This window comes from Mesorhizobium sp. CO1-1-11 (assembly GCF_020164995.1).
Lineage (GTDB): Bacteria > Pseudomonadota > Alphaproteobacteria > Rhizobiales > Rhizobiaceae > Mesorhizobium > Mesorhizobium australicum.
This window is the reverse complement of the sequence record NZ_JAIUHE010000010.1, coordinates 117,794-141,777: the sequence shown is the minus strand read 5'-3', so window position 1 is coordinate 141,777 and position 23,984 is coordinate 117,794. Positions and strand designations below refer to the sequence as shown.

Genomic DNA, 23,984 nt, shown 5'->3' with positions numbered 1-23,984 from the left:
TCCTGCCGACGATCCCGCCGCTTTTGCAGGGGCAGTCCATGGATCAATCGCGTCAGGCAGTGCATCAGGCGGTGAAGCCGACATTCTCCGAGCTGTTCACGCCGAAGCTGGTGACGGTCTGGCGGGAGGGCTACCGGCTGCCGCATTTCAAGGCGGATGTCATCGCCGGGCTGACTGTCGCCATCGTCGCGCTGCCGCTGTCGATGGCGATCGCGATCGCTTCGGGCGTGACGCCGGAGCGTGGCCTCTACACTTCCATCGTCGGCGGCTTCATCATCTCGGCCTTGGGCGGCAGCCGCTTCCAGATCGGCGGCCCGGCCGGCGCCTTCATCGTGCTGGTGGCGGCGACGGTGGCGCGCGTCGGCCTCGACGGCCTGCTGCTGGCGACGATGATGGCCGGTGTGTTCCTCATTGCCATCGGCTATCTCCGGCTCGGCACCTACATCAAGTTCATTCCCTATCCGGTCACTGTCGGCTTCACCGCCGGCATTGCCGTCATCATCTTCTCCGGCCAGATCGTCGAACTGTTCGGGCTGACCTTGCCGGGCCGGGAGCCCGGACCGTTCGTGCCCAAGCTGATCGCGCTTGGCGAAGCAGCCGGCACGATCAACCTCGCGGCGACCGGCGTGGCGGCGCTGACCATCGCGACCATCGCCGTTCTGAAGCGCTGGCGGCCGAAATGGCCGGCCATGTTGATCGCCATCGGGCTCGCCTCGCTGGTCGTTGCGCTGTTGGCGTTGCCGGCCGAGACGATCGGCACGCGCTATGGCGGCATTCCGCGCAGCCTGCAATGGCCTGGCATGCCACCCGTCAGCTTCGGCAGGATGCTCGACGTCTTGCCGGACGCCATCGCCTTCGCGCTGCTCGGCGCCATCGAATCGCTGCTGTCGGCCGTCGTCGCAGACGGCATGACGGGCCGGCGGCACCGCTCGAATTGCGAGTTGGTGGCGCAGGGCTTCGCCAATGTCGCGTCCGCTTTGTTCGGCGGCATCTGCGCCACCGGCACCATCGCCCGCACCGCCACCAATGTGCGAGCCGGCGCGCACGGTCCGGTCTCGGGCATGGTCCATTCGGGAATCCTGCTGGTGCTGATGCTGGTGGCGGCGCCGCTTGCCAGCTACATCCCGCTCGCGGCCCTTGCCGGCGTCCTGGCGGTGGTCTGCTGGAACATGGTCGAGAAACAAGCCTTCGCCACGCTGCTCAGGGCATCGCGCGGCGATGCGCTGGTGCTGATGGCGACCTTCCTCATCGTCGTCTTCCGCGACCTCACCGAAGGCATCGTCGTCGGCTTCGCGCTCGGCTCGATCCTGTTCATCGACCGCATGGCCAAGTCCGTCGCGGTCGAGGCGGACCTGGCGCAGGACGATGTCGCCGACAGCGTCGGCGGCGCCGGCGCCTATGATTCCGCGGAGGCAAGCGACGCCGACACCGTCGTCTACCGCATCTCGGGCGCCTTCTTCTTCGGTGCCGCGTCCACTGTCGGCAGCGTGCTCGACCGCATCGCCGACCAGCGCCGCAACTTCGTGCTCGACTGTTCGGCCGTGCCGCTTTTCGATTCGACGGCGGCCAATGTCATCGAAAGCGCGGCCCACAAGGCGGGGCGCGCCGGCGTGCGCTTCATCATTTCGGGCGCCTCGCCGCAGATCCGGCGCATGCTGATCAACCACGGCGTCAAGCCGCCGCTAGTGACCTATGCCGCGTCGATCCGCGAGGCGCGGGGCCAATTGGCGGGGAAACACGAGGCGGAGCAGCCGTCTCTCAGCGATTGAGCGATGCCGGGCCGCTGACGAACGGACTTTCCCTGACGTAGAACCGCAGCAGCCGGTCGGCGTCCTTCGAAATGCCGATCCTGATGCCCTGTCCGATCGCGCCGGGCTCACATTCGTCCTGAGCGAGCCACAGCGGGCCTTCCCGGCACAGGTCGATCCCGTCGAGCGAACGATCGATCCGCAACGCCGCGGCCAGCCTTCCGGGACCGCGCGCCAGGTCGCGCAGGCGCTCGACGCCTCGGTTCAGCCGCATGATCGCGACGCCTTCCAGCGGTTCCAGCGCCCGGATCAGCACACCGGTTCCGACCCCTTTCGTCTCGCTCGAGACATTCAGCATGAAGGAGGTGCCATAGGCGAGGTAGACATAGGCGCGCCCGGCTTCGAGAAACAGCGACCGGTTGCGCGGCGTCATCCCTCGAAAACCGTGCCCGGCCGCGTCACCGACGATATAGGCCTCCGTCTCGACGATGCGGCCGCTGACCCTGCCTTCAGGCAAGTCGCGCACCACCAGCTTGCCTAGGAGAAACCGGGCGAGCGCGGCCGTATCGTCCGGCAGCTCTACTCGCGCGAGCGGACGGGGAGCGATCATGGTCATGTCTGTCTAGGCGTCCGTGTGGCGCAACGCATTGGCGATCACCGCGAAGGCAGGCGAGTTCTGCCGCCGGGTCGGATAATAGAGATAATAGCCGGGGAATAGCGGGCACCATTCGTCGAGCATCAGCACCAGCCGGCCCAACCGGACGTCGTCGGCCACCAAATTCTCCGGCACGTAGCCGATTCCAAATCCGTTCAACGTCGCGTCGATCATCGCGACCGACGAATTGAAGGTCAGCTGTCCGTCGACGCGCACTCTCAGCTCTCGCCCGTCCCTGGCGAATTCCCATGCGTAAAGGCCGCCCGACCGCGACTGGCGGTGGTTGATGCAATCATGCTGGACGAGGTCCTGAGGCGTACCGGGCGCCGGATGCCGAGCGAGGTAGTCGGGGGATGCGACGACGACCAGCCGCCAGTCGGGGCTGATGCGAATGGCGATCATGTCCTTGTCGGCACTTTCCCCAAGCCGCACGCCGGCATCGAACCGCTCCTCGACGATGTTGCGGAAGCCGTTGTCGATATTCAGTTCGACATGGATGTCGCGGTAATGCCGCAGCACCGGTTTCAACTTCGGCCAGACGATCCAGTCTAGCGCATGGTCGGAAAGCGTGACCCGCACCGTGCCCGAAGGTTTGTCGCGAAACGCCATCAGCGCGTCGATGTCGCTCTCCATGTCCTGGATGCGCGGCGCCAATGCCCGCAGCAGCCTCTCTCCGACTTCGGTCGGCGACACATGGCGGGTGGTCCGCGTCAAAAGCCGCAGGCCGAGCCGCGCCTCGAGCTGTTTGATGGTTTGGCTGAGCGTCGGCTGCGACGTTCCAAGCCTGGCCGCCGCCTTGGTGAAACTGCGCTCTTCGGCCACCGCCAGGAACCAGAGCATGTCGTTCAGATCGTCGCGGTTCATGACCTCAAATCCGCCTATTCATATCCAAGATGGATAAGTCCATGCGAATTGCAACGACTAATCGAGGCAGTCGCGGCTGTTTATATACGCGCCAACGAAATCGTCGGAGGGCCCTCGGCGGGCCAAAGCGCATGGAAGCCACCTACGACAGTCAACTGGTCGAGACACCAAGCGCCTGGGGCGCGGTGATCTGTCTTTCCCTGCTCACCTTCGTTCTGGTGGCCTCGGAGTTCATGCCCGTCAGCCTGCTCACACCCCTCGCCAGGGACCTGGCCATCACCGAGGGCCAGGCCGGTCAGGCGATCTCCGTTTCTGGATTCTTCGCCGTCGTCACCAGCCTGTTCGGCAACGCCTTGCTCTCGAAGCTGGACCGGCGCACGGTCGTTCTTCTCTATACCGTCGTGCTGGTGGTCTCCGGACTGGCGATCACTTTTGCGCCCACCTATCCTGTGTTCATGTTTGGCCGGGCCCTAATCGGCGTTTCGATCGGCGGCTTCTGGTCGCTGTCGACAGCCATTCTGGCCCGCATCGTCTCGCGTGACGATCTGCCCAGGGCGATCGCCATGCTGCAGGGCGCGACGGCGTTCGCGACGGTCGTCGCGGCGCCGCTTGGAAGTTTTCTCGGCGGCCTGATCGGATGGCGCGGCGCCTTCTTCATCGTGGTGCCGATCGGGCTCGCCGCCATCGTCTGGCAACTCGCCGTCCTGCCCAGCATGCCCGCCGAGGAGCCCGTCTCGGCCGGCCGCATGGTCGGCCTTCTCGGCAATCGCGCCTTCGCCATCGGCATGGCGGCGACCACGCTCGCCTTCATGGGCCAGTTCTCGCTCTCCACCTATTTGCGACCGTTCCTCGAAGGCATCACCGGCCTCGACGTGAATACGCTGTCGATGGTCCTGCTCGGGCTCGGGCTGGCGGGCCTCGTCGGCACGTCCCTCGTCGGTTTTGTCCTGCGCTCGCATCTGGGCGCCGTGCTGATTGGCCTGCCGGCCATGCTTTCGGTCATCGCGCTGCTCTTGATCGCGCTTGGGCCCGTCGCGGTCGCGGCCGCGGTCCTGCTCTTGTTGTGGGGATTGTTCACCTCGCCCATTCCGGTGGCCTGGAGCACCTGGATGGCCAAGGTCATCCCCGACGATCTCGAGGCGGGTGGAGGCTTGCAGGTCGCGCTGATTCAGTTCGCCATCACCTTCGGCGCGTTCGCCGGCGGCTTGCTGTTCGACACCGCCAGCTGGTGGAGCCCCTTCGCGCTCGCGGCGCTGCTTCTCCTCGGCTCGACGCTATTTGCCGTCGCCGCGGCGACCTCGACACCCACGAGCCGCCAATCATGACAAAACGACAGCTCAGCCGACGCACACTGCTCCGGGTCGCGCTCGCGCAGGCGGCGGTCCTGCCCGGACAGGCTTTCGGGCAGCAAGGCGCCGGCCCGGCAAGCCTGGAGCCCACGGACATGAAGATCAGGATAAGCTTCAACGGGCAGACGATGACGGCCACGCTGTATGACAATCCCTCGGCACGGGATTTCCACTCCATGCTGCCGCTGGATCTGACGATCGACAATTACGCCGGCAACGAGAAGATCGCCTATCTCCCGCGCAAGCTCACCGTACAGGGCAGCGGTCCCTTCGGCAACGAACGGCCCGGCGACCTTTGCTACTTCGCGCCCTGGGGCAATCTGGCGCTGTTTTATGCCGGCTATAGCTGGTCCATAGGGCTGATCCGGCTCGGGCGCTTCGACGATGGCTTCGAGCCTCTGCTGGCACGCGGGAATTTCCCGCTGCGCATCGAGCCCATTCGCTGACATACGCAATCGAAAGCAACTCATAGGAGACGTTCCCATGCGAGGCACCGTTCTTTACAGCCCCGGCGACATCCGTTGCGAGGAAGTGGCCGATCCCGAAATCCTGCTGCCCACCGACGCTATCGTGCGGCTGTCGGCGACCTGCGTCTGCGGATCGGATCTCTGGCCCTATCGCGGCCTGCAGCCGATCGCGGAGCCCGCCCATATGGGCCACGAATATTGCGGTGTGGTGGAGGAGGTCGGCAGCGCGGTCCGCGCCATCCGCCCCGGCCAGTTCGTGGTCGGATCGTTCGCGACCTCCGACAACACCTGCCCCAACTGCCGCAATGGCTACCAGTCGTCATGCCAGCACCGTACCTTCATGACCGGCGCCCAGTCGCCGTTCCTGCGCGTGCCGCTGGCCGACGGCACTTTGGTGGCGCTGTCCGGTCAGCCCTCGGCCGACATGATCCCGAGCCTGCTCGCCACCTCCGACGTGCTGGGCACCGGCTGGTTTGCCGCCGACGCCGCCAACGTAAAGGCAGGGTCGACGGTCGCGGTGGTCGGGGATGGCGCGGTCGGCCTGCTTGCCGCGCTTTCCGCCAAACAGATGGGCGCCGAGCGCATCATCGTCATGAGCCGGCACGAGCCGCGCCAGAAGCTCGCCTTGGAGTTCGGTGCAACCGACATCGTCACCGAGCGCGGCGAGGAAGGCGTCGCCCGCATTCTGGACATGACCGGCGGCATCGGCGCCGACTCCGTGCTGGAATGCGTCGGCACGCAGGAATCGATGAAGCAGGCGATCGGTTCGACCCGCAAGGGCGGTTACGTCTCCTATGTCGGCGTACCCCACCAGGTGCAACTGGATGGGCAACAGCTGTTCTTCGCCCATGTGCACCTGCATGGCGGCCCGGCACCGGTGCGCCGCTATTTGCCCGAACTGATAGCCCTCGTCACCGAAGGCAAGATCAATCCCGGCAAGGTGTTCGACCTGGTCCTCCCACTCGAACGGGTGGCCGAAGGCTACAAAGCGATGGACGAGCGACGCGCCATCAAGACACTGCTGCGGGTCTGACCGGCACTCCTGGCCGCTCGTCACGGCGCTCATTCGATCTTGAGCGCCGCGACCTCGCCTTCGTTCATCAGCGGCATGTAGAGGATCGACTTGCCGTCGGTGCCGATATCGGCGCTGCCCGGCTTGAAATGCGCCACCGCTTCCGGGGCTGCGCCGGTCCGGTATCGGTAGAGCGTGCCGGTCATGTAGGCCGTCGCATAGATGGTGCCGCCGATGGCGACGACGCCGTCGAGGTCGGCGAAGTTTTGGGCGCCCGCCAGCGGCGTCACCGCCTTGCTGGCGATGTCGACCGCCAGCAGCCCGCCGGGCTCGGCCGTGCTGAAGTCGGCCTTGATGCCCTTGCCCCAGGAGGCCACGATCAGCCTGTCGCCATCGGCGAACACGCCGTTGGGCGAGGCCAGCAGCAGATCCTTGACGAACAGTTCCGGCCTGTCGCCGTCGATGCGGTAGATCGCATCCGCCAGCATGTCGGTGACGTAGACCTTGCCCGAGGCATCCGCAGTCATGTCGTTGAGGAAGACCGCGTTAGGGACCACGATGCTGGCGATGAGCTTGCCGCTGGCGAGGTCGACGACACGGATTTTGGTGATGTCGGCGACATAGAGCTTGCCGCCCGATATCGCCATGCCCTTGGGCGCGTCCATGCCGTCGGTCCAGTGCTGGCTCACCATCTTGCCATCCGTTGACAGCAGGCTGAGGTAGCCGTTGCCGTCGGCGTCGCCCGGATTGCCGACGATGTTGGAAACGATGATGCGGCCGTTGGCGGCGTCGAACAGCGCCGATTCAGGCTGTTCGAGGCCCGTTTCGCGCCAGAGCTCGTCGGCCTGGGCGGCCTGGGCGGCGGCAATGCCGATGGCGGCGATGACGGCGGAAGTGACGACAATGTTCATGGCTGCTCTCCTGTGAATGTCGGTGAACAGCTAGGATTTTCGATACTTCTCGGGAAGGCGGATTGAAGCTAGTATCGAATATCGATACGAAACCGCCGGCAAGAGGCGCATCCCATGAACGGCCCGATCTTCGAGGCGCTGAAACGGACACTGAAGGCCAAGGGTGTCACCTATCGTGAGCTCGGCGAACGGATGGGCGTTTCCGAGCCGACGGTGAAGCGCATCTTCCATGAGAAGAACTGCAAGCTCGACCGGCTGGTGGAGATCTGCGCCGCCGCCGGCGTCGAACTGGAAAACGTGCTCGGCTCGATGAACCGCGGGCCGGGGCCGGTCAACCACATCGCGCCCGAGATCGAGCGACGGCTCGCCGGCCGGCCGGCGCTGCTGTTCGTCTTCGTCATGCTGTCGGAAAAATTCACGCCTGAAGGCATCAGGCGCTCGCAAGGCCTGAGTGAGGCCTCGATGTTCCTCTATCTGCGCGACCTTGAGCAACTCGGCCTGATCGCGCTTGGCCGTGGCCTGTCGGCGAAACTGCTGGTCGAAACGCCGATCCAGTGGAATTTCGAGGGGCCGCTCAGGCCGCTGTTCGAAATGACCAACAAGAATTTCATCGGCTGGGCCATCACCCATATCGAGAAGGAGGCGACCTTCGTCAGCTTCTCCAGGAGGATGCGTCCGGAGACGGCGGAGATGGTGCGGCGCGAGGCCGAGGAACTGGCCGACCGGGCGAGACTGCTGGCGCATCACGACCAGCACACCACGCCCGAGGACGGGTTGATCGGCTACAAATGGACCTTTGCCTTTGGCGCCACGCCGTTCGAAGCGATCATGCCGATCGGGCCGCATCCACGCGATGCCGGGGCGCGGATGGAGGATCAGCCTTCCTTGGCGAAAGGCCGGCGGCCGCTACCCGCTTAGACCGGCCGAGGTCCGCCGCCCATCAGCCGGCAGTGGCGGCAAGATCATCAGCGGACGAGGCGCCGGCGAGATCGTCGCGTGCCTTGCGGGCGAGCTTTTTCGTCGCGTGCTTGGGGCTGTCGCCGAACAGTTCGGCGGCCTCGGCGAGACAGGCTTTCCTGAGGCTCTTTTCCGAGCGCTTGAGCAACTTGCCGAGAAGTTTTGTGTCCTCGGGCGGCCCCAGCGGCTCGCTGTCCGCCTCGAGCAGCGCGCGCATGACGAACACATCATGCAGTTCACCGAGCCGCTCCCCCAGTTCATCCACGGCCTTGCGCCTCGCCTTGATCGGGGTCGGCCACAGCCTGCCCAGCAGCGACAGGTGCATGCCATGCGTCTTGGCCGCCTTGCGCAGGTCATGGAAATCGTCGGCTTCACCGCGCGTGCCGGCCTTGTCGAGCGCCTTCCTGGCGCGGCGCAAGGCGACGCGGGCGCCTTCGGCAAGCACGTCGGCGGCCTGTTCCGGCTGATCGGGCAAAGCAAGGGTTTCGATGCGCTTCAGGCCGTCTTCGCAGGCGGCGGTGGCCGCCCCGATCGCCGCCTTCAGGCCGGCGCCTTCGTGCAGATCATGCTGGCGTGCGACCAGCCTATCGCGCACGGCATCAAGCCCGCCATCGACGCTTTCCCTGGCGAAGCCCGCCGCCAGCCGATCGATGGTCTCGATCAGGGCCGTGGCTTCACGCGGACCGGCAAGCAGCGCCGCGACATTGCGATAGCACTGGTTTTCCGTGGTGCAGAATGTTTCGTCACCGGAACGAACGAGGCGCAGCAAGGCACGCGCGCTCTTCAGCCGCTTGCGGCACTTGTGGAGCCCCTGTTCCGGCCGGGTGTGCGCCGTCTCCAGATGCAGCAGGGCCTTGCCGATCTCCTCGGCAAGGATACGCCTGACCTCGCCGGTCAGCGGCAGGCGCGGATCGATACGAAAGCTCATGCGGCGATCTCCGGTATCCCCCCGAGGGCGAGCGACGCGTTGTAGAATTTCTGCTCGCCGGTCACTTCCCGGCCGAGCCAGTCAGGCAGCATTTCGTCCGGAACCTCTTCCGGCGTCTCGAGCTCGGCCACCACAAGTCCCGCCAGTGCACCGCCAAAGACATCGACTTCATAGAGATAGCCGCGATGCCTAACATGGTGACGTGTCTTCTCGATGACACGTCCGATGGCGAAGTCCAGCATCTCCACCGCCTCCGCCAGCGGGATCGGGTATTCGAATTCGTCGCGCTCGCGCGCGCTGCTGCCGAATTTGAGCGTCAGCTTGGCGGAGGCGCCATCACTGATGCGGATGCGGACGGTTCGCCCGGGTGCCGTGGCGAGATAGAACTGGAGAATGCGGATATCCGCTTCCGCCAGATCCCGCCATGCGGTGCTGGAGACCAGGAACTTACGCTCGACTTCCTTGCCCATGGCCGCGCACTAAAGCGGTTGCCGCGCGCGATGGCAAGACAGCGCCGCACACAAGTTGACCTTAATCAATCGATTGATTAAGGTCTTTGGCATGATCAAATTGCCAGATGCCAAGAGACCCCGCCGCGAGACCTCCCCGGCAGAGCCGACGCGCGCCGCGCTTGTCCAGGCGGCGTTGAAACTGTTCGGGCGGCAGGGCTTCGACGGCACCTCGACGCGCGAAATTGCCGCCGAGGCAGGGGCCAATATCGGCTCGATCGCCTATCATTTCGGCGGCAAGGAAGGTCTTCGCGCCGCTGCCGCCGACTTCATCGTCGAGACCATCCAGGGCGTCGCAGGGCAGGCACTGGGCGCCGGCGAGGGGCTCGGCCACGGACAGGCGGCGGCAAGCGATCCTGAGGCGGCGCGCGCGCAGCTCTTCACGGCACTCGAGCGGATGGTCGGCTTCATCGTGGCACAGCCGCAGGCCGGAGAGATCGTGCAATTCGTGCTGCGCGAGCTGTCGCATCCGACGGCGGCGCTCGACCGCATCTATGACGGCGTCTTCGAGCCGACGCACCGTCGGCTGTGCCAGATCTGGGAGCAGGCCACCGGCGAGCCGGCCGAGAGCGAACGCACCCGGCTCACCGTGTTCACGTTGATCGGCCAGGTCATCTATTTCCGCATCGGCCGCGAGGCTGTCATGCGCCGCATGGGCTGGCGCGACATCGGCGCCGCCGAGGCCGCCAAGGTGGTGGCGGTCACCACGGACAATCTCGGCGCCATACTGGCCGCCCGGAAGGGACCAGGGATGAAGGGATCAAAACAATGAGCTTTCTGTGTTCGCTGCCGCTCGCCGCGCAATTGTTCGGTGCCTGCGCGCCGGCGGCACCGCTCGCCGTCGGTTATGTCGAGGGCGATTATGTGCTCCTGGCGCCGATCGAGGTGGCGCAGGTCGAGACGGTGGCGGTGAAGCGCGGCGACCGCGTCACGCCGGGAGCCACCGTGGTGACACTCGAAAATGCCGACGCCAAGATCGCGGTGGCGCAAGCGCAGGCGGCGCTGGCCCAGGCGCAGGCGCAGTATGCCGATCTCCAGGTCGGCAAGCGGCCGGAAGAGATCGCCGTGCTGAAGGCCGAGGTCGACATGACCAAGGCACAGGCCGCCGATGCCAAGCGAAAATTCGACCGCGCCAGCGACCTGTTCAAACGCGGCGCCGGCACGCAGGCTGATTTCGACACGGCTTCCGCGACGCTGGAGACGGCCAATGCGCAGGTCGGCCAGGCGGAGGCCAACCTGGCGGTCGGCGGCCTGCCGGCGCGTGCCGAAACGATCAAGGCCGCCGACAATCAGGTCAAACAGGCGCAGGCGGCACTGGATCAGGCGCAATGGCGGCTCTCCAAACGGGTGTTGGCGGCGCCTTCGCCAGGCCGCGTCAACGACGTCATCCGCAATCCCGGCGACACGGCGGGCCCGACCGCGCCGGTCATCTCGGTGCTTCCCGACGGCGCGGTGAAGCTCAGCGTCTATATTCCGGAAAGCGCGTTCTCCTCGGTCAAGGTCGGCAGCCTGCTCAGCGTCCATTGCGACGGCTGTGGCCCGGAGGTGAAGGCGCGCGTCAGCTATGTCTCGCCCGATCCCGAATTCACCCCGCCGGTGATCTACTCCCTGGAAAACCGGCAGAAGCTGGTCTACCTCGTCGAGGCGCGGCCGGAGGGCGATGCGGGGCCGCTGCAGCCCGGCCAGATCGTCGATGTCGATCTCGCGGACATGGGAAAATGAACGCCATCGACGTTCACGGCCTGGTCAAACGCTTCGGCGACAAGACCGTCGTCGACCATGTGACGATGTCGGTCGCCGAGGGCGAGATCGTCGGCTTCCTCGGCCCCAACGGCTCGGGCAAGACCACCACCATCCGCATCATGTGCGGCCTGCTGACGCCGGACGAGGGTGAAGGCACGGTGCTGGGCTTCAACATCCGCACCGACAGCCTCAGGATCAAGCGCGAAGTCGGCTACATGACGCAGAAATTCTCCTTCTACGAGGATCTGACGATCGGCGAGAACCTCGAATTCGTGGCGCGGCTCTACCGGCTGCGGCCGGTCGAGGACTATGTCTCGCGCACGCTGGAGGAGCTCGGCCTGACGACGCGCCGCAACCAGCTGGCCGGCACCTTGTCCGGCGGCTGGAAGCAGCGGCTGGCGCTGGCCGCCTGCATCATGCACAAGCCGAAACTGCTGCTGCTGGACGAGCCGACGGCCGGCGTCGATCCGAAGGCGCGGCGCGAGTTCTGGGACGAGATCCATCGCCTGGCGAGCGGCGGGCTGACCGTGCTGGTCTCCACTCATTACATGGACGAGGCCGAGCGCTGCCACCGCATCAGCTACATCTCCTATGGCAGGATGCTGGCCACCGGCACCGTCGCCGAGGTGGTGAAGAATGCAGGCCTGACCACCTTCGTGCTGCAGGGTCCAAAGCTCGACGAGGTGGCGCAAGCGCTGCAAGGCCGCCCCGGCGTCGACCAGGTGGCGCCGTTCGGCGCGACGCTGCACGTCGTCGGTTCCGACCGCGAGAAGCTCGAGGCCGCGCTTGCCGACGTCGAGAGGGAGCACAAGGGCGTAACGGTGACGCCGGGCGAAACCAGCCTGGAGGATGTCTTCATCCAGTTCATGTCGGGATCGAAGGACAACATGGCATGAACAGCGTCTTTTCCTTAGCCAGGCTCGGCGCCCTGCTGATCAAGGAGTTCATCCAGATGCGGCGCGACCGCATCACCTTCGCCATGATGCTGGGCGTGCCGCTGATCCAGCTCGTGCTGTTCGGCTACGCCATCAACAACGACCCGAAAAGCCTGCCGGCGGCCCTGGTGGCGACCAGCAGCGATCCCTACACGCGCGCCATGGTCGCGGCGCTGCAGACCACCGGTTACTACCGCTTCGACCATGTCGCGCAAAGCGCCGAGGAGGCCGAGTTCCTGATGGCGCGCGGCGACGTCGCCTTCGTCGTCACCATCCCGGCCGATTTCGCCCGGCGCGTCGAGCGCGGCGACAAGCCGCAAATCCTGATCGAGGCCGACGCCACCGATCCGGCGGTGGCCAGCGGCGCCATCTCGACGCTGGGCACCATCGCCGGCCAGGCGCTGCTGAGAGCGCAGGGCACGCAGGAAGCCGCGGCGGAAGCCGCCAGGGGCCAGCTCGATGTCGTCGTCCACCGCCGCTACAATCCCGAAGGCATCTCGCAATACAACATCGTGCCTGGCCTGCTCGGCGTCATCCTGCAGATGACGATGGTGATGATGACGTCGATCGCGCTGACGCGTGAGACCGAGCGCGGCACGATGGAGAATCTCCTGGCGATGCCGTCGAGCCCGCTGGAGATCATGATGGGCAAGGTGCTGCCCTACCTGGCGGTCGGCGCGGTGCAGGTGGTGGTGGTGCTGGCGGCGTCGAAGCTTCTGTTCGCCATCCCGTTCACCGGCTCGATGACGCTGCTTTTGTCGGCGGTGCTGGTGTTCGTGCTGTCGCTGGTGCTGCTCGGCTACACGATCTCGACGATCGCACGCACGCAGATGCAGGCGCTTCAGCTCACCTTCTTCTTCTTCCTGCCCTCGATCATGCTGTCGGGCTTCATGTTCCCCTATCGCGGCATGCCGGACTGGGCGCAGACCTTCGGCGAGATCTTCCCGCTGACGCATTTTCTGCGCATCACCCGCGCCGTGATGCTGAAGGGCGCGCAACTGCCGGCGGTAGCGACCGAGATCGGCTGGCTGGCGGTTTTCGTGGCGCTGTTCGCCGGCGTGGCGCTGGTGCGGTTCAGGCGCACGCTGGACTAGTTTCCACGAATGATCGTTTTCAGATCGGCAAATCCTTTATGAGAATCAGAATCACACTTAAGATGTGAGGATGGGTCGACTTCAGAAAGCTCTGCAGGAGCAAATCTCGCAACTACCGAGGCTCGCTCTTCGGCCGATCTTGGAGCGAAAACTTGGGGAGCGGAGCATTGCCCTTCCCAAAAAAGCCATCGACGCTCTTCTGGACCATATTCTCAGCGGCGATGCCACAAACTTTACATGGAGTGATGGAAATACCGAGACGCCGGATCAGCTAGATCAGTTGGATCTTGTCTTCGACGACGCAGACGAAAAAGAGATCGAGGATTTCACGACCCGAATGAAGTCGGTCATACCCGAAGTCGTTCAGTCTACCGTCTCTATGAGCGGCGCTCACCTGTTCAACACAATGAAGAAGCGCTGGGAGATTGACGGCGCTGTTGAACGTTTTGAGATCGATCAGTTTCAGGACCGGCTTGAAGAGCGATGGGGCAAAGGATTGCGGCTCCTGCGCATGTTGCTCACCATGGTCCGAGAAATCGGACATGATGCCGCCAAACGATATCACCGATCGAAGTCAAAGAATCTTGCTCATCGAAGGTTCGTTCTGGTGCGACTGCACGTTCGTGCCTGCCAGGTGGCAGATGAAATTATCACTCTTTTAGAAAATGGCTTCGCTGACGGTGCAATGGCACGATGGCGCACGTTACATGAGATCGGTGTAGTGGCGACGCTCATCGAAGGCGGAGACGAAGAGTTGGCCCGGCGCTTCATCGATCACCATGTCGTAGAGGTGAAAAGACAGGCGGACGACTGGGATTCCAAGCAGGTTCCACTTGGCTATAAACCGATCGCTCCACCAGAGCGAAAGAATATCGAAGAGGCATATGCCGATCTGCTGGTCCGCTACGGCCAAAGCTTTCGGCACGACTACGGGTGGGCCGCCGACCACCTCAACGACACGAAGCCAGACTTCAAGAAGCTGCAAGAAGCCGCAGACCAATCGGGGATGAATACTTACTATAAGCTCGCAAACTTCAACGTGCATGCCGGGGCCAGAGGCATGTTCTTTCGCCTGACGGACACGGGTGCCAACATGCCAATCGCTGGGCGCAGCAATGCCGGACTTGTGGAGCCCGGCCTGAACACAGCCTACACCCTTGTACGTATCACTGGCGCACTTCTTGGCCGGCTGAGAAATTTGGACGGCGTGGTGGAGATGAACGCCTTAGTAGCTATACGCGACGCAATTCCGCGAGCTCTGCATCGAGCAGACAAAAAGCTCCGGAAGGATGAGGCCGAGGTGCAACGTAACCGGAGCCACAAACGAGCTAGGGGAAAGCATTAGCTAGACGTGACGAAATCAGGCATCAGCGGTATCTGCTGAGTGCGGAGCTTGAGCCCGGGCATAGCATTTTGGCACTCGGAAGCGGCCCTAAGCCGCAGCCATGATCTCGGCATAGGTGCCGAAATCGACATTGCCGCCGGACAGCACCACGGCAACGCATTTGCCGGACAGCTCGATCTCGCCCGATGACAGCGCCGCCAGCGCGACGCAGCCGCCGGGCTCGACCACCAGCTTCAGATAGGCCATGGCGTCGCGCATCGCCTGCCTGACGGCGTCCTCGGAGACGGCGACGGCGCCGGCGAGGTTGCGGCGGTTGATCTCGAAGGTGATCGCGCCCGGCTCGGCGGTGAGGATGGCGTCGCAGATCGAACTGTGGCCAGGCTCGTTCGAAACCCTGGCGCCCGCCGCCAGCGAGCGGCGCGTGTCGTCGAAATGCTCTGGTTCGACCGCCCAGATCGCGGTGCCGGGCGAGGTATCCTTCACGGCAACCGAGATGCCACTGGTCAGGCCGCCGCCGCCACAGGGGATGACGACCGCGTCGAGCGAGACACCCAGAGCCCGCGCCTGCTTGACCAGCTCCAGTCCGATCGTGCCCTGGCCGGCAATGATGGCCGGATCGTCGAAAGGCGGCACCAACGCCATGCCCTTGTCGAGATAGGGGCGCACCACCGTCATGCGGTCGTCCTTGAATCGGTCGAAGGGCACCACCTCGGCGCCCATCCTGCGGACATTGGCGATCTTCATGTCAGGTGCATCCGCCGGCATGGCGATGACCGCCTTGACGCCGAACATGGCGGCGGAAGCCGCCACGCCTTGCGCGTGATTGCCCGAAGAGAAAGCGACGACGCCACGCGAGCGCTCCGCCTCGCTCAGCGTCGACAGCTTGTTGTAGGCACCGCGGAACTTGAACGAGCCGGTGCGCTGCAGCGTCTCCGGCTTGAACAGGATGCGGCCGCCGAAGCGCCTGTTCAGTTCCTGCGATTCGATCAAGGGGGTCTCGACGATCAGGCCCGAGAGGCGCGCTGCGGCGGCATGGATGTCGGCGATGCCGGGAGGGGTGGTCATGGCGGGTCCTGTGGCGATGCGATCCGGCCATGGTGCACGCAAAGGCGCGCGCGATGCCAACGAAAAGATGTGACCGGGACAAAGTTCGCGATTGTGATCAAGACACAAACACATCCTGCGTTGCGGCCGTCACGCCCGCATATCGAAATTCACCCCAGCAATGTCCGCTGCCGCTTGCTGCCGCCCAGCTTGCGCCAATTGTTGAACCGATGCGTGGCGGCGGCAAACGAGATCTTCATCTGCTGGGCGACCGAATAGCGCGACTTGCCCTCGTCGAACATGCGGTAGCAGCACTCGACGCCTTCCTCGGTCAGCTTGCCGTCGGGTGCCTTGTTGTGCGGGTTGGCGGGGTCGAATTTCTCGATCTGCTGCTCGACCAGCCCCTTCAGGCGCTGCAGGTCGGCCTCGATGCTGGCGATGAGATCGAGGACCGGTTTCGGGTCGTAGGGGTGCGGAGGCTTCTTGGCCGTCATCAGCTCGTTCCTTTTTTGGCTTGGCCCGATATATAGGTAAACATTCGCTGATAATGAAGAGGGATGCCCGGTGCCGGCTCAACTATTCTTGACCGTGGCCAAGCGCACGATTGACCAAGGACGTTGCAAATCATAGTTTAGAACAATTCTAAACTAGGGTGATTTCCTCATGCTTTCCCGTGTTTTCGGCTTCGGCCGCCGCTCCTTCGAATCGCTCTCCGAACAGGAGATCCTGGCGCTGGCCATTTCATCGGAGGAGGATGACGGGCGTATCTACCGGGCCTATGCGGACGGATTGTCCGAGACCTTTCCGCAATCGGCCAAACTCTTCGAGGCCATGGCCGAGGAGGAAGACGGCCATCGCGACTCGCTGATCGAACTCTTCCGCAAGCGTTTCGGCGAGCGCATTCCGCTGATCCGCCGTGAACATGTGAGGGGCTATTTCGAGCGCAAGCCCGACTGGCTGGTGCGGCCGCTCGGCATCGAGGCCGTGCGCCGCCAGGCCGAGGCGATGGAGCGGCAGGCCTATCTGTTCTATGTCGAGGCGGCCAAGCGCACCACCGACGCCTCGACCCGCAAACTGCTCGACGATCTGGCCGCGGCCGAACAGGGCCATGAAAGCTCGGCGCATGCGCTGGAACAGAAACACGTGCCGGGCGAAGTCAAGGTCGAGGAGGCGACCGCCGAGCAGCGCCAGTTCATCCTCACCTATGTGCAGCCGGGCCTGGCCGGGCTGATGGACGGGTCGGTGTCGACGCTGGCGCCGATCTTCGCCGCCGCCTTTGCCACCCATGACACCTGGCAGACGCTTCTGGTCGGTCTCGCCGCCTCGATCGGCGCCGGCATCTCGATGGGTTTCACCGAGGTCGCTTCCGACGACGGCAAGCTGTCGGGCAGGGGTTCGCCGATCAAGCGCGGCCTGACCGTCGGCATCATGACGACGCTGGGCGGCCTTGGCCACGCGCTGCCCTATCTCATCCCGCATTTCTGGACCGCGACGGCGGTAGCCGCCGTGGTGGTGTTCTTCGAACTGTGGGCCATCGCCTTCGTCCAGAACCGCTACATGCAGACCCCGTTCCTGCGCGCCGCCTTCCAGGTGGTGCTGGGCGGCGCCCTGGTGTTCGCGGCGGGCGTGCTGATCGGGAATGCGTAAACAAAGTGGCGAAGGTCAGCGCTGCCCCTCATCGCCCTGCCGGGCATTCCAACGCTGGCGATTGGCGAGACCGGCGATGACAGCGCCCTCTCCCCGTCCGTATACGGGGAGAGGGTGCCGGCAGGCAGGTGAGGGGCGGCGCCAAACGTCAGCCCAATAGCTCTCACCCATTCACGGCCCGGCTGTCCGCTGGCGCCTCGTCCCTCTCGGCCAGTCCGTAGTCGCGCACCACGTGCGCGATCCGCAATCGGTAGCCGGCAAAGATACCGCCGCGCCCGGCCCGCTGCGCCTGCCGGTGCTCTTCGGTGTTGCGCCAGGCCTTCACCGCCTCCTCGTCGCGCCAGAACGACAGCGACAGCACCCGGTTCGGGTCGGCCAGGCTCTGGAAGCGCTCGACGGAGATGAAGCCGTCAATGCCGTCGAGCAGCGGACGCAGGTCGGCGGCTATGCTCAGATAGGCCTCGCGCCGGCCCTGCGCAGGCTGCACCTCGAAGATGACGGCGATCATAGCTTGACCAGCGGCGCATGCGGGCCGGAAGCCAGTTTCAGGAACATGCGGTCCTCCTTGAGGATGAAGCGTTCGCGCCTGGCGAATTCATAGTTTGCCTTGCCGGCGGGGTCCGCGGCAAGCCGGGCGCGGTAGGCTTCGTAGGCGGCGAGGCTTTCGATGTTGTAGGCGGCATAGGCCGTCGTGGCCGAGCCCTCATGCGGCGCGAAATAGCCGATCAGATCGGCGCCGCAGCGCGGAATGGCCTGACCCCAGTTGCGGGCATACTCCCCGAAGGCGGCCTTGCCGAACGGGTCGATCTCATAGCGGATGAAGCAGGTGATGGTCATGGTCGGCTCCTTGGGTGTTTAGCGGCGACAGTTCGGGCGGCGTCGAAACGTCGTGCCACCCGATCTGCTAGGCAGATGAGTTGGCGATCACACCTGCCAGAAGGATTTCGCGCATTCGCGGCGCACATCCTCCCGTGTCAGGCCGAGGTCACGCAGCAGGTGGTCGTCGATCTCCGAGAGGTCGCGGCGCTGCGAATGGCGGTCGTACCAGCGGGCCAGCAGCCGTGAGCGGGCCCAGGTGACGAACGGGAACGATTGGCGGCGGGGCACCGGTTCGGGGGTGAAAGCGGTTCGTGCGGCCATCCTCGTCTCCTTGATCCCGTCGGAGAATAATGGTTATCTGACAAGAATGCTTCGATGAGGATCAAACCATGCGTGAAGGACCCGACATTGCCCGCATCGCCAGCCTGGTCGGCGATCCGGCCCGCGCCAACATGCTGAACGCCCTGATGGGCGGCACGGCATTGACCGCGAGCGAACTGGCGCTGGAGGCCGGCGTGTCGCTGCCGACCGCCTCCTCGCATCTGTCCAAGCTGATGGAGGGCGGGCTGCTGACCTTGGCCAGCCAGGGCCGGCATCGCTATTACGGTCTGGCCGGCCCGCAAGTGGCCGGCATGATCGAGGCCATCACCGGCGTTGCGGAAGCCGTTGGCCCCAAGCGCGTGCGGCCGGGCCCGCGCGACGGCGCGATGCGCGTCGCGCGCGTCTGCTACGATCACCTTGCGGGCGAGCAGGCCGTTGCGATGCTGGACCGCCTTGTCGAGAAAAACATACTGGTCCGCAACGACAAGGAGATCAGGCTCGGGCCGTCCGCCGCATCGCATTTCGCGGCGATCGGCATCGATGTCCACACCAAGCCGCGGCGGCCGGTGTGCCGCGCCTGCCTCGACTGGAGCGTGCGGCGCTCGCACCTCGCCGGGACGCTTGGCGCCGCCATCCTCGACAAGATCCTTGCCGAGAAATGGGCGCGCCGCGAGAAGGACAGCCGCGCGGTGATTTTCTCGCCGCCGGGCAAGCAGGCGTTCGAGAGGGTGTTTTTGGGGTGAGGTCGGCGCGCCGAAAGTCGAGCTAGCCCCGCTTCAGCACCTTCCCCTTCTTGAAGAAATCCACCCACGGATCGGCTTCCGAGAGCCGTTTCAGCGTCGTCTTGTCGCCGATCGGGAAGGCGTTCGGTGGCAGGCCGGCCTCGATCTCGGCCCAGGTCACCGGCATCGACACCGTCGCGCCTTTCTTGGCGCGCGAGGAGTAGGGCGCGACGGTGGTCGCGCCGCTGCCGTTGCGCAGGTAGTCGACGAAGATCTTCCCCGTGCGCGCCTTCTTCGACAGCGTCGCGGTGTAACGGTCCGGCGCGCCTTGCTCCAGCGCCCTGGCGAAATCATGGGCGAAGCCTTTGACCTCGGCCCAATCCGCCGACGGCTTCAGCGGAACGACGACGTGAAAGCCCTTGCCGCCCGATGTCTTGACGAAATTGGGCAGCGACAGCTCGTCGAGCTTGCCCCTGATGTCGAGCGCCGCCTCGCGCACCGCCTTCACATCGACGCCCTCGTCGGGGTCGAGGTCGAAGACGACCTGGTCGGGCTGTTCAAGCTTGTCGATGGTGCAGCCCCAGATGTGGATCTCGACCACGCCGAGCTGGACCAGCGCCGCGATGCCGTCGAAATCGCGGATGAACAGGATTTCCTCGCCATCCGTGGGGTCCTTGGTCTTTTCGATCTTCGCATGCATGCCGGGCGAGGCATGCTTCTGGAAGAAACGCTGGCCGCCGACGCCATCGGGCGCCCTGACAAGGCTGAGCGGGCGGTCGACCACGAATTGCTTCATGCGCGGCCATACCAGCGCGTAGTGATCGAGCAGGGCCTGCTTCGAGATCTTTTCGTCGGGCCACAGAAGCTTGTCCGGGTGGGACAGCTTCACGCTGGTTTTCGCCGCTGTTGCTGCCGTAATGGCGCTGCCTGCCGCCGGCTTGGCCTTGGCGGGGCTTTTGCCTGTCGCTGTTTTGGTTCCCGCTGCCCCTGTTCCCGTTGCATTGGGCTTTTCCTGCACGACTTCCTCCGCCGGCTTGTCCTCGCGCAGCCCCTGGAACGAAGCATGGCGTATAATACGGTCCGACGTCCAGCTGCGAAACTCCACTTCGCCGACCAGTTCCGGCTTGACCCAGACCAGGCCCTTGCCCTTCGGCACGGCCGCATCGAAGGGCGAGGCGTCCGCCTTCAGCGCATCGAGCTTCTTCTTCAGGTCGTTGGCGCTCTTGGTGGAGAAGCCGGTGCCGACACGGCCGGCATAGTGCAGGCTGCCGCCTTCGAAATAGCCGACCAGCAGCGAGCGCAGGCCGCGTCCGGTCTTGTCCGACGGCAGATAGCCGCCAATGACGAATTCCTGCCGTGCCGTGCATTTCGATTTGACCCATGCCGGACCGCGCCCGCTCCGGTAGGGCGCATCGGCGCGTTTTGAGACGACGCCTTCCAGCCCCATGCGGCAGGCATGTTCCAGCATGATCTTGCCGGGTTCGGCAAAATGGTCGGAAAAACGCACCGCCGCGGTGTCGGACGGCTCGCCGAGCAGCGCCTGCAGGGCCTGCTTGCGCTCGACAAGCGGCTCGCGGCGCAAATCCTTGCCGTCGAGCCGCATCAGGTCGAAGACGTAATAGATGAAGCGGTTCGTCCGCTTCGCCGAAAGATCCTGCTGCAGCAGCGCGAAGGACGATACCCCGCTGTTGGCCAGCACGACGATCTCGCCGTCGAGGATGGCGTCGCTGCATTTCAGCCCGGCGAGTTCGGCCGCGATCTCGCCGCCGAATTTTTCCGTCCAATCGAGGCCGGTGCGGGTCAGGAGCCGAACGTCGGTGCCGGCGATCTGCGCCTGCATGCGGTAGCCGTCGAACTTCACCTCATGCAGCCAGTCCTGGCCCGACGGTGCGTCGCGCTCCAGCGTGGCGAGCTGCGGCTCGATGAAATCGAGCTTCTTGCCGCCGGTCTTGGCCTTGCCGGCGGCCGGCTTGTTCGAATGCCAGACCTTCGGCTTCTCGCCCTTGGCCGCCTTGCCTTCACCGACCTCCTCGATCGTCAGGCCTGATTTCACCGATTTCGGCTCGTCTTGCAGAATATCCTCGCCGGGGCGTGCGGCGGCATCGTCCGACTTGATCAGCAGCCAGTTGTCGCGTTTTTCGCCGGGCCGCGGCCGCAGCCGCACCAGGTGCCACTTGCCACGCAGCTTGTGGCCCTCGAGCTCGAAGTTGATGTGCCCCTTCGCCATCATCTTGGCCGGATCGCCCTCGGGCATCCAGGTGCCCTCGTCCCAGACGAGGACCGAGCCGCCGCCATACTCGCCCTTGGGGATGGTGCCTTCGAAGCCGGCATAGTCGATGGGATGATCCTCGACATGCACGGCCAGCCGCTTTTCGTGCGGGTCGAGGCTCGGACCGCGCGTCACCGCCCAGCTCCACAGCACGCCGTCATGCTCGAGGCGAAAATCGTAATGCAGCCTTGTGGCGGCATGCTTCTGGACGACGAAGATGCCGCCGGCCTTCTTGCCGCGCGCAACCTTGCCGGCCGGCTCGGCGGTCTTCTTGAAGTCGCGCTTCGAATGATACTGTTCGAGGCTGCTGGCCATCTCGTATCCTCAGGCCGATTTGCGCTTCGGCGCAACGCTTTTCGCCTTGGCACGTTTGGCCGCCGGCTTGGCTTTCGCCGGGGACGACTTGGTTGGCGCCGAATCCGACGACAAGCTCTTCTTCAGCGCGTCGAACAGGTTGACGACATTGGAGGGTTTGGGCGCCTCCTTGGCCTTGGGCGCCTTGTGCCCCGCCTTCTTGGCGCGGATCAGCTCGAGCAGGGCTTCCTCATATTTGTCGTCGAATTTCGAGGGATCGAACTTGGTCTTCTTCTTGTCGATGATGAGCTCGGCCAGATCGGTCATCTCCTGGTCGGTCTTCACCGCCTCGATGTCGCCAAAGACGGTCTCCGGCTGGCGCACCGTGTTGTCGTAACGCAGCGTGGTCAGCACCATGCCCTTGCCGAGCGGCTCGATGACCACCGGACGCTCGCGTCGATAAAGAACGATGCGCGCCAGCCCGGCCATCTTCTTGCCCGCCATCGCGTCGCGGATGACGGCGAACGCCTCCTCCGAAACCTTATCGGCTGGCGCGACATAGTAGGGCGTGTCGAGATAGATCTGCCGGATCGAGGATTTGTCGACGAAGCCGTCGAGGCTCATCGTGTGCGAGGTTTCGATCTGCACCGCCTCGATCTCCTCCTCCTCTATATGGACGAAGTCGCCCTTTTCGATCTCGTATCCCTTGATCTCGTCGCCGTCCTCCACCGGTTTGCCGGTCTCGGCGTCGACATAGATCCGCTTCACCGTATTGCCGGTCTTGCGGTTCAGGATGTGGAACGAGACCTTGTCGGCATGGGTGACCACGTTGGTCAGTTCGATGGCGCAGGTGACCAGCGAGAGCTTCAGATAGCCTTTCCAGGCCGGGCGCGGCGCCATGATGATTTCCCCGTGAGAAAGATCAGCTGGAACGGGCGACCACCCCGCTCGGTTCCAACCCGGTCCGGCCGGGGCCGGCGCGGTTGCCGCCGGCCCCGGCTTTCAGCCCCTATTCGGCGGCCTGCAGGTTGATCTTGCTTTCCGCGATTTCGGTCAGCTTGCGATCCGTCGCCTGCTCTTCCTTGAGATTCTTGGCCAGCACATTGGCGCAGTCGCTGCGGCCGAGCTGCTTGGCCCAGGCGATCAAGGTGCCGTAGCGGGTCATTTCATAGTGCTCGACGGCCTGCGCGGAGGCGATCAGCGCGGCATCCAGAACGTCCTTGTCGTCGACATCGCCGCTGACGTCGTCGGCCTCCTCGAGAATGCCGTCGATGGCCGGGCAGTTGACCTGCTTGGCCTTGACGCCATGCAGCTCGAACACCTGCTCGACGCGTTCGATATGGCCCTTGGTCTGCTCGAGGTGTTTTTCGAAGCCGGCCTTCAATTGCGGATCGGTTGCCTTGTCGACCATCTTCGGCAGCGCCTTCTCGATCTGCTTTTCGGCATAATAGATGTCGCGCAGCGTGTGCACGAAGAGGTCGTCCAGCGTTTTGATGTCCTTCGAAAAGAAGCCCATGATTTCAACCTTTCCATTGCTCTTGCTTGTTCGGGAGATCCCGGCCTTGCCTGGGCAGTGCCTGTGAGCCGGCAATGCCGGTTCTTGGAACTCAACGTCCATTGGTGGGGCCGGTTCCGAGCGCTCGCGGCCGCACGGCAGGAAATTCCCGGGCGGCACGAAAGTTGAAACACAAGCGCGCCAAGGCGACATTCAAACGAAACATATGTGATGCAAAAGTCACACCAACCGAAATGGTGACAAAAGGCGTCGAAACACCCCGAATCAGCCGCAATCCGGCCATGAAGCGACGGGTTTTCGACCAAAAATTAACATCACGTTCACTGAGTATTCACGCCTCGATGCTATCGTTCTCGCACTTCGGAAGGGACGTCCGAAAATCGGGACAGGGACCAGGTAAAATGAACTTCCTCACGCAACTCATCGGCTATGCCGCCGCTATCCGCGAATTCGTCGCGCCGACCTATCGGCCCGAGCGCTATTACATGCGTGGCCCCGGTCCGGCCTGCGCCCGTCGCGGCACGTCGCTGGGCGCGCACTGACCATGAGCTTCGAAAGCCGCCACAACAGCCGCATCTGCAGGCCGGACGCCGACAGCCGCGCCACCGCCTATCGCGCCGAACGCCCTGTCCTGGCCGACCGCCGGCGTGCGGCAACGCCGCGTCTTTGACGCCGCCATCGGCTGGCTTGGTGTCATAGGACATAAGCAGCCGAGGCCAGCGTGACCGCGCGTCCGCGGACGAGCCATCCCACGCAAGCCGTCCCTCTGAACCCTTCGGTGCAGCCGCTGATCCTCTTCGAGAGCGTCGCGCCTGGTTGCGGCCAATCGGATGAA

At 64.5% G+C, this 23,984-nt stretch carries 27 protein-coding genes; 14 read left to right on the top strand and 13 right to left on the bottom strand.

Features of this window, described 5'->3' with window-relative positions; genetic code table 11:
• The first annotated feature begins 38 nt into the window (after positions 1-38).
• Positions 39-1,769, top strand: a complete 1,731-nt coding sequence (locus tag LB554_RS13845; protein WP_224585085.1) for a SulP family inorganic anion transporter — start codon at positions 39-41, stop codon at positions 1,767-1,769.
• On the opposite strand, the gene LB554_RS13840 is transcribed toward LB554_RS13845, so the two are convergent.
• Positions 1,759-2,364 (bottom strand): DNA-3-methyladenine glycosylase, encoded by a 606-nt coding sequence (locus tag LB554_RS13840; protein ID WP_224585083.1) that lies wholly within the window; start codon positions 2,362-2,364, stop codon positions 1,759-1,761. The two genes, LB554_RS13845 and LB554_RS13840, sit on opposite strands and share 11 nt — an antisense overlap.
• Before the next feature lie 6 nt (positions 2,365-2,370).
• Positions 2,371-3,267: a LysR family transcriptional regulator gene (locus LB554_RS13835; RefSeq protein ID WP_224585081.1), complete on the bottom strand. Its 897-nt coding sequence runs from the start codon at positions 3,265-3,267 to the stop codon at positions 2,371-2,373.
• Between the two features lie 131 nt (positions 3,268-3,398).
• Here LB554_RS13835 and LB554_RS13830 point away from each other — a divergent pair, with 131 nt between their 5' ends.
• From LB554_RS13830 to LB554_RS13820, 3 genes are read left to right on the top strand one after another with little or no spacing between them, the layout of a single operon-like run.
• Positions 3,399-4,592 (top strand): MFS transporter, encoded by a 1,194-nt coding sequence (locus tag LB554_RS13830; RefSeq protein WP_224585079.1) that lies wholly within the window; start codon positions 3,399-3,401, stop codon positions 4,590-4,592.
• Entirely contained in the window at positions 4,589-5,062 is a 474-nt protein-coding gene (locus tag LB554_RS13825) for a cyclophilin-like fold protein (protein ID WP_224585076.1), read from the top strand. The genes LB554_RS13830 and LB554_RS13825 overlap by 4 nt, the downstream gene beginning before the upstream one ends.
• A gap of 37 nt (positions 5,063-5,099) precedes the next feature.
• Positions 5,100-6,116 carry a zinc-dependent alcohol dehydrogenase family protein gene (locus tag LB554_RS13820; RefSeq protein WP_224585075.1) on the top strand — a complete coding sequence of 339 codons (1,017 nt, stop codon included), beginning with the start codon at positions 5,100-5,102 and terminating at the stop codon, positions 6,114-6,116.
• A gap of 29 nt (positions 6,117-6,145) precedes the next feature.
• On the opposite strand, the gene LB554_RS13815 is transcribed toward LB554_RS13820, so the two are convergent.
• The gene (locus tag LB554_RS13815) at positions 6,146-7,006 is read right to left on the bottom strand and encodes an SMP-30/gluconolactonase/LRE family protein (RefSeq protein WP_224585073.1); all 861 of its coding nucleotides are present in this window, start codon (positions 7,004-7,006) and stop codon (positions 6,146-6,148) included.
• Positions 7,007-7,120: 114 nt separating this feature from the next.
• Here LB554_RS13815 and LB554_RS13810 point away from each other — a divergent pair, with 114 nt between their 5' ends.
• Positions 7,121-7,924 (top strand): helix-turn-helix domain-containing protein, encoded by an 804-nt coding sequence (locus LB554_RS13810; protein WP_224585071.1) that lies wholly within the window; start codon positions 7,121-7,123, stop codon positions 7,922-7,924.
• Positions 7,925-7,946: 22 nt separating this feature from the next.
• Here the strand turns inward: LB554_RS13810 and LB554_RS13805 are convergent, their stop codons facing one another.
• Complete coding sequence (locus LB554_RS13805) at positions 7,947-8,891, bottom strand: CHAD domain-containing protein (protein ID WP_224585069.1); 945 nt, start codon at positions 8,889-8,891, stop codon at positions 7,947-7,949.
• Positions 8,888-9,361 carry a CYTH domain-containing protein gene (locus LB554_RS13800; protein ID WP_015314767.1) on the bottom strand — a complete coding sequence of 158 codons (474 nt, stop codon included), beginning with the start codon at positions 9,359-9,361 and terminating at the stop codon, positions 8,888-8,890. Before LB554_RS13800 ends, LB554_RS13805 begins: the two co-directional genes overlap by 4 nt.
• A gap of 91 nt (positions 9,362-9,452) precedes the next feature.
• Between LB554_RS13800 and LB554_RS13795 the strand changes: the two genes are divergently transcribed.
• The 5 genes from LB554_RS13795 (at position 9,453) to LB554_RS13775 (ending at position 14,517) form a co-directional block, all read left to right on the top strand.
• Positions 9,453-10,172, top strand: a complete 720-nt coding sequence (locus tag LB554_RS13795) for a CerR family C-terminal domain-containing protein (RefSeq protein ID WP_224585067.1) — start codon at positions 9,453-9,455, stop codon at positions 10,170-10,172.
• Positions 10,169-11,122: an HlyD family secretion protein gene (locus tag LB554_RS13790; RefSeq protein ID WP_015314769.1), complete on the top strand. Its 954-nt coding sequence runs from the start codon at positions 10,169-10,171 to the stop codon at positions 11,120-11,122. Before LB554_RS13795 ends, LB554_RS13790 begins: the two co-directional genes overlap by 4 nt.
• Positions 11,119-12,039, top strand: coding sequence for an ABC transporter ATP-binding protein (locus LB554_RS13785; protein WP_140618109.1), 921 nt, complete (start codon positions 11,119-11,121; stop codon positions 12,037-12,039). Before LB554_RS13790 ends, LB554_RS13785 begins: the two co-directional genes overlap by 4 nt.
• Entirely contained in the window at positions 12,036-13,172 is a 1,137-nt protein-coding gene (locus tag LB554_RS13780) for an ABC transporter permease (protein ID WP_224585065.1), read from the top strand. The genes LB554_RS13785 and LB554_RS13780 overlap by 4 nt, the downstream gene beginning before the upstream one ends.
• Before the next feature lie 70 nt (positions 13,173-13,242).
• Positions 13,243-14,517, top strand: coding sequence for a DUF5677 domain-containing protein (locus LB554_RS13775; protein ID WP_224585063.1), 1,275 nt, complete (start codon positions 13,243-13,245; stop codon positions 14,515-14,517).
• A gap of 87 nt (positions 14,518-14,604) precedes the next feature.
• On the opposite strand, the gene LB554_RS13770 is transcribed toward LB554_RS13775, so the two are convergent.
• Together LB554_RS13770 and LB554_RS13765 are read right to left on the bottom strand one after the other, a co-directional pair.
• Positions 14,605-15,582, bottom strand: a complete 978-nt coding sequence (locus LB554_RS13770; protein WP_224585061.1) for a threonine/serine dehydratase — start codon at positions 15,580-15,582, stop codon at positions 14,605-14,607.
• Between the two features lie 149 nt (positions 15,583-15,731).
• On the bottom strand, positions 15,732-16,055 hold the full coding sequence (locus LB554_RS13765) for a hypothetical protein (RefSeq protein ID WP_140712067.1): 324 nt from the start codon (positions 16,053-16,055) through the stop codon (positions 15,732-15,734).
• A 169-nt stretch (positions 16,056-16,224) separates the two neighbouring features.
• Here LB554_RS13765 and mbfA point away from each other — a divergent pair, with 169 nt between their 5' ends.
• Positions 16,225-17,208 carry an iron exporter MbfA gene (gene mbfA / locus LB554_RS13760; protein WP_015314774.1) on the top strand — a complete coding sequence of 328 codons (984 nt, stop codon included), beginning with the start codon at positions 16,225-16,227 and terminating at the stop codon, positions 17,206-17,208.
• Between the two features lie 163 nt (positions 17,209-17,371).
• On the opposite strand, the gene LB554_RS13755 is transcribed toward mbfA, so the two are convergent.
• The 3 genes from LB554_RS13755 to LB554_RS13740 form a co-directional block, all read right to left on the bottom strand.
• The gene (locus LB554_RS13755; protein ID WP_140618120.1) at positions 17,372-17,716 is read right to left on the bottom strand and encodes an antibiotic biosynthesis monooxygenase family protein; all 345 of its coding nucleotides are present in this window, start codon (positions 17,714-17,716) and stop codon (positions 17,372-17,374) included.
• Positions 17,713-18,045, bottom strand: coding sequence for an NIPSNAP family protein (locus LB554_RS13750; RefSeq protein ID WP_224585058.1), 333 nt, complete (start codon positions 18,043-18,045; stop codon positions 17,713-17,715). Before LB554_RS13750 ends, LB554_RS13755 begins: the two co-directional genes overlap by 4 nt.
• An 87-nt stretch (positions 18,046-18,132) precedes the next feature.
• Positions 18,133-18,348, bottom strand: a complete 216-nt coding sequence (locus tag LB554_RS13740) for a DUF1127 domain-containing protein (RefSeq protein WP_015314777.1) — start codon at positions 18,346-18,348, stop codon at positions 18,133-18,135.
• Between the two features lie 68 nt (positions 18,349-18,416).
• On the opposite strand from LB554_RS13740, the gene LB554_RS13735 reads away from it, so the two are divergent.
• The gene (locus LB554_RS13735) at positions 18,417-19,091 is read left to right on the top strand and encodes an ArsR/SmtB family transcription factor (RefSeq protein WP_015314778.1); all 675 of its coding nucleotides are present in this window, start codon (positions 18,417-18,419) and stop codon (positions 19,089-19,091) included.
• A 22-nt stretch (positions 19,092-19,113) separates the two neighbouring features.
• On the opposite strand, the gene ligD is transcribed toward LB554_RS13735, so the two are convergent.
• The 3 genes from ligD to LB554_RS13720 form a co-directional block, all read right to left on the bottom strand.
• A complete protein-coding gene (ligD, locus tag LB554_RS13730; RefSeq protein ID WP_015314779.1) occupies positions 19,114-21,654 on the bottom strand; it encodes a DNA ligase D in 2,541 nt (846 codons plus the stop codon).
• Positions 21,655-21,663: 9 nt separating this feature from the next.
• Positions 21,664-22,533: a Ku protein gene (locus LB554_RS13725; protein WP_015314780.1), complete on the bottom strand. Its 870-nt coding sequence runs from the start codon at positions 22,531-22,533 to the stop codon at positions 21,664-21,666.
• Between the two features lie 109 nt (positions 22,534-22,642).
• Positions 22,643-23,149, bottom strand: a complete 507-nt coding sequence (locus LB554_RS13720) for a ferritin-like domain-containing protein (protein WP_015314781.1) — start codon at positions 23,147-23,149, stop codon at positions 22,643-22,645.
• A gap of 401 nt (positions 23,150-23,550) precedes the next feature.
• On the opposite strand from LB554_RS13720, the gene LB554_RS13715 reads away from it, so the two are divergent.
• A complete protein-coding gene (locus LB554_RS13715; protein ID WP_015314782.1) occupies positions 23,551-23,691 on the top strand; it encodes a hypothetical protein in 141 nt (46 codons plus the stop codon).
• Between the two features lie 2 nt (positions 23,692-23,693).
• A complete protein-coding gene (locus LB554_RS29440; RefSeq protein ID WP_263484918.1) occupies positions 23,694-23,819 on the top strand; it encodes a hypothetical protein in 126 nt (41 codons plus the stop codon).
• Positions 23,820-23,984: the final 165 nt, after the last annotated feature.

Bases quoted from the DNA above. Each gene is read 5' to 3' on its own strand.
- LB554_RS13845 (WP_224585085.1), top strand. From the start codon at position 39: ATGGATCAATCGCGTCAGGCAGTGCATCAGGCGGTGAAGCCGACATTC.
- LB554_RS13840 (WP_224585083.1), bottom strand. From the start codon at position 2,364: ATGACCATGATCGCTCCCCGTCCGCTCGCGCGAGTAGAGCTGCCGGAC.
- LB554_RS13835 (WP_224585081.1), bottom strand. From the start codon at position 3,267: ATGAACCGCGACGATCTGAACGACATGCTCTGGTTCCTGGCGGTGGCC.
- LB554_RS13830 (WP_224585079.1), top strand. From the start codon at position 3,399: ATGGAAGCCACCTACGACAGTCAACTGGTCGAGACACCAAGCGCCTGG.
- LB554_RS13825 (WP_224585076.1), top strand. From the start codon at position 4,589: ATGACAAAACGACAGCTCAGCCGACGCACACTGCTCCGGGTCGCGCTC.
- LB554_RS13820 (WP_224585075.1), top strand. From the start codon at position 5,100: ATGCGAGGCACCGTTCTTTACAGCCCCGGCGACATCCGTTGCGAGGAA.
- LB554_RS13815 (WP_224585073.1), bottom strand. From the start codon at position 7,006: ATGAACATTGTCGTCACTTCCGCCGTCATCGCCGCCATCGGCATTGCC.
- LB554_RS13810 (WP_224585071.1), top strand. From the start codon at position 7,121: ATGAACGGCCCGATCTTCGAGGCGCTGAAACGGACACTGAAGGCCAAG.
- LB554_RS13805 (WP_224585069.1), bottom strand. From the start codon at position 8,891: ATGAGCTTTCGTATCGATCCGCGCCTGCCGCTGACCGGCGAGGTCAGG.
- LB554_RS13800 (WP_015314767.1), bottom strand. From the start codon at position 9,361: ATGGGCAAGGAAGTCGAGCGTAAGTTCCTGGTCTCCAGCACCGCATGG.
- LB554_RS13795 (WP_224585067.1), top strand. From the start codon at position 9,453: ATGATCAAATTGCCAGATGCCAAGAGACCCCGCCGCGAGACCTCCCCG.
- LB554_RS13790 (WP_015314769.1), top strand. From the start codon at position 10,169: ATGAGCTTTCTGTGTTCGCTGCCGCTCGCCGCGCAATTGTTCGGTGCC.
- LB554_RS13785 (WP_140618109.1), top strand. From the start codon at position 11,119: ATGAACGCCATCGACGTTCACGGCCTGGTCAAACGCTTCGGCGACAAG.
- LB554_RS13780 (WP_224585065.1), top strand. From the start codon at position 12,036: ATGAACAGCGTCTTTTCCTTAGCCAGGCTCGGCGCCCTGCTGATCAAG.
- LB554_RS13775 (WP_224585063.1), top strand. From the start codon at position 13,243: ATGGGTCGACTTCAGAAAGCTCTGCAGGAGCAAATCTCGCAACTACCG.
- LB554_RS13770 (WP_224585061.1), bottom strand. From the start codon at position 15,582: ATGACCACCCCTCCCGGCATCGCCGACATCCATGCCGCCGCAGCGCGC.
- LB554_RS13765 (WP_140712067.1), bottom strand. From the start codon at position 16,055: ATGACGGCCAAGAAGCCTCCGCACCCCTACGACCCGAAACCGGTCCTC.
- mbfA (WP_015314774.1), top strand. From the start codon at position 16,225: ATGCTTTCCCGTGTTTTCGGCTTCGGCCGCCGCTCCTTCGAATCGCTC.
- LB554_RS13755 (WP_140618120.1), bottom strand. From the start codon at position 17,716: ATGATCGCCGTCATCTTCGAGGTGCAGCCTGCGCAGGGCCGGCGCGAG.
- LB554_RS13750 (WP_224585058.1), bottom strand. From the start codon at position 18,045: ATGACCATCACCTGCTTCATCCGCTATGAGATCGACCCGTTCGGCAAG.
- LB554_RS13740 (WP_015314777.1), bottom strand. From the start codon at position 18,348: ATGGCCGCACGAACCGCTTTCACCCCCGAACCGGTGCCCCGCCGCCAA.
- LB554_RS13735 (WP_015314778.1), top strand. From the start codon at position 18,417: ATGCGTGAAGGACCCGACATTGCCCGCATCGCCAGCCTGGTCGGCGAT.
- ligD (WP_015314779.1), bottom strand. From the start codon at position 21,654: ATGGCCAGCAGCCTCGAACAGTATCATTCGAAGCGCGACTTCAAGAAG.
- LB554_RS13725 (WP_015314780.1), bottom strand. From the start codon at position 22,533: ATGGCGCCGCGCCCGGCCTGGAAAGGCTATCTGAAGCTCTCGCTGGTC.
- LB554_RS13720 (WP_015314781.1), bottom strand. From the start codon at position 23,149: ATGGGCTTCTTTTCGAAGGACATCAAAACGCTGGACGACCTCTTCGTG.
- LB554_RS13715 (WP_015314782.1), top strand. From the start codon at position 23,551: ATGAACTTCCTCACGCAACTCATCGGCTATGCCGCCGCTATCCGCGAA.
- LB554_RS29440 (WP_263484918.1), top strand. From the start codon at position 23,694: ATGAGCTTCGAAAGCCGCCACAACAGCCGCATCTGCAGGCCGGACGCC.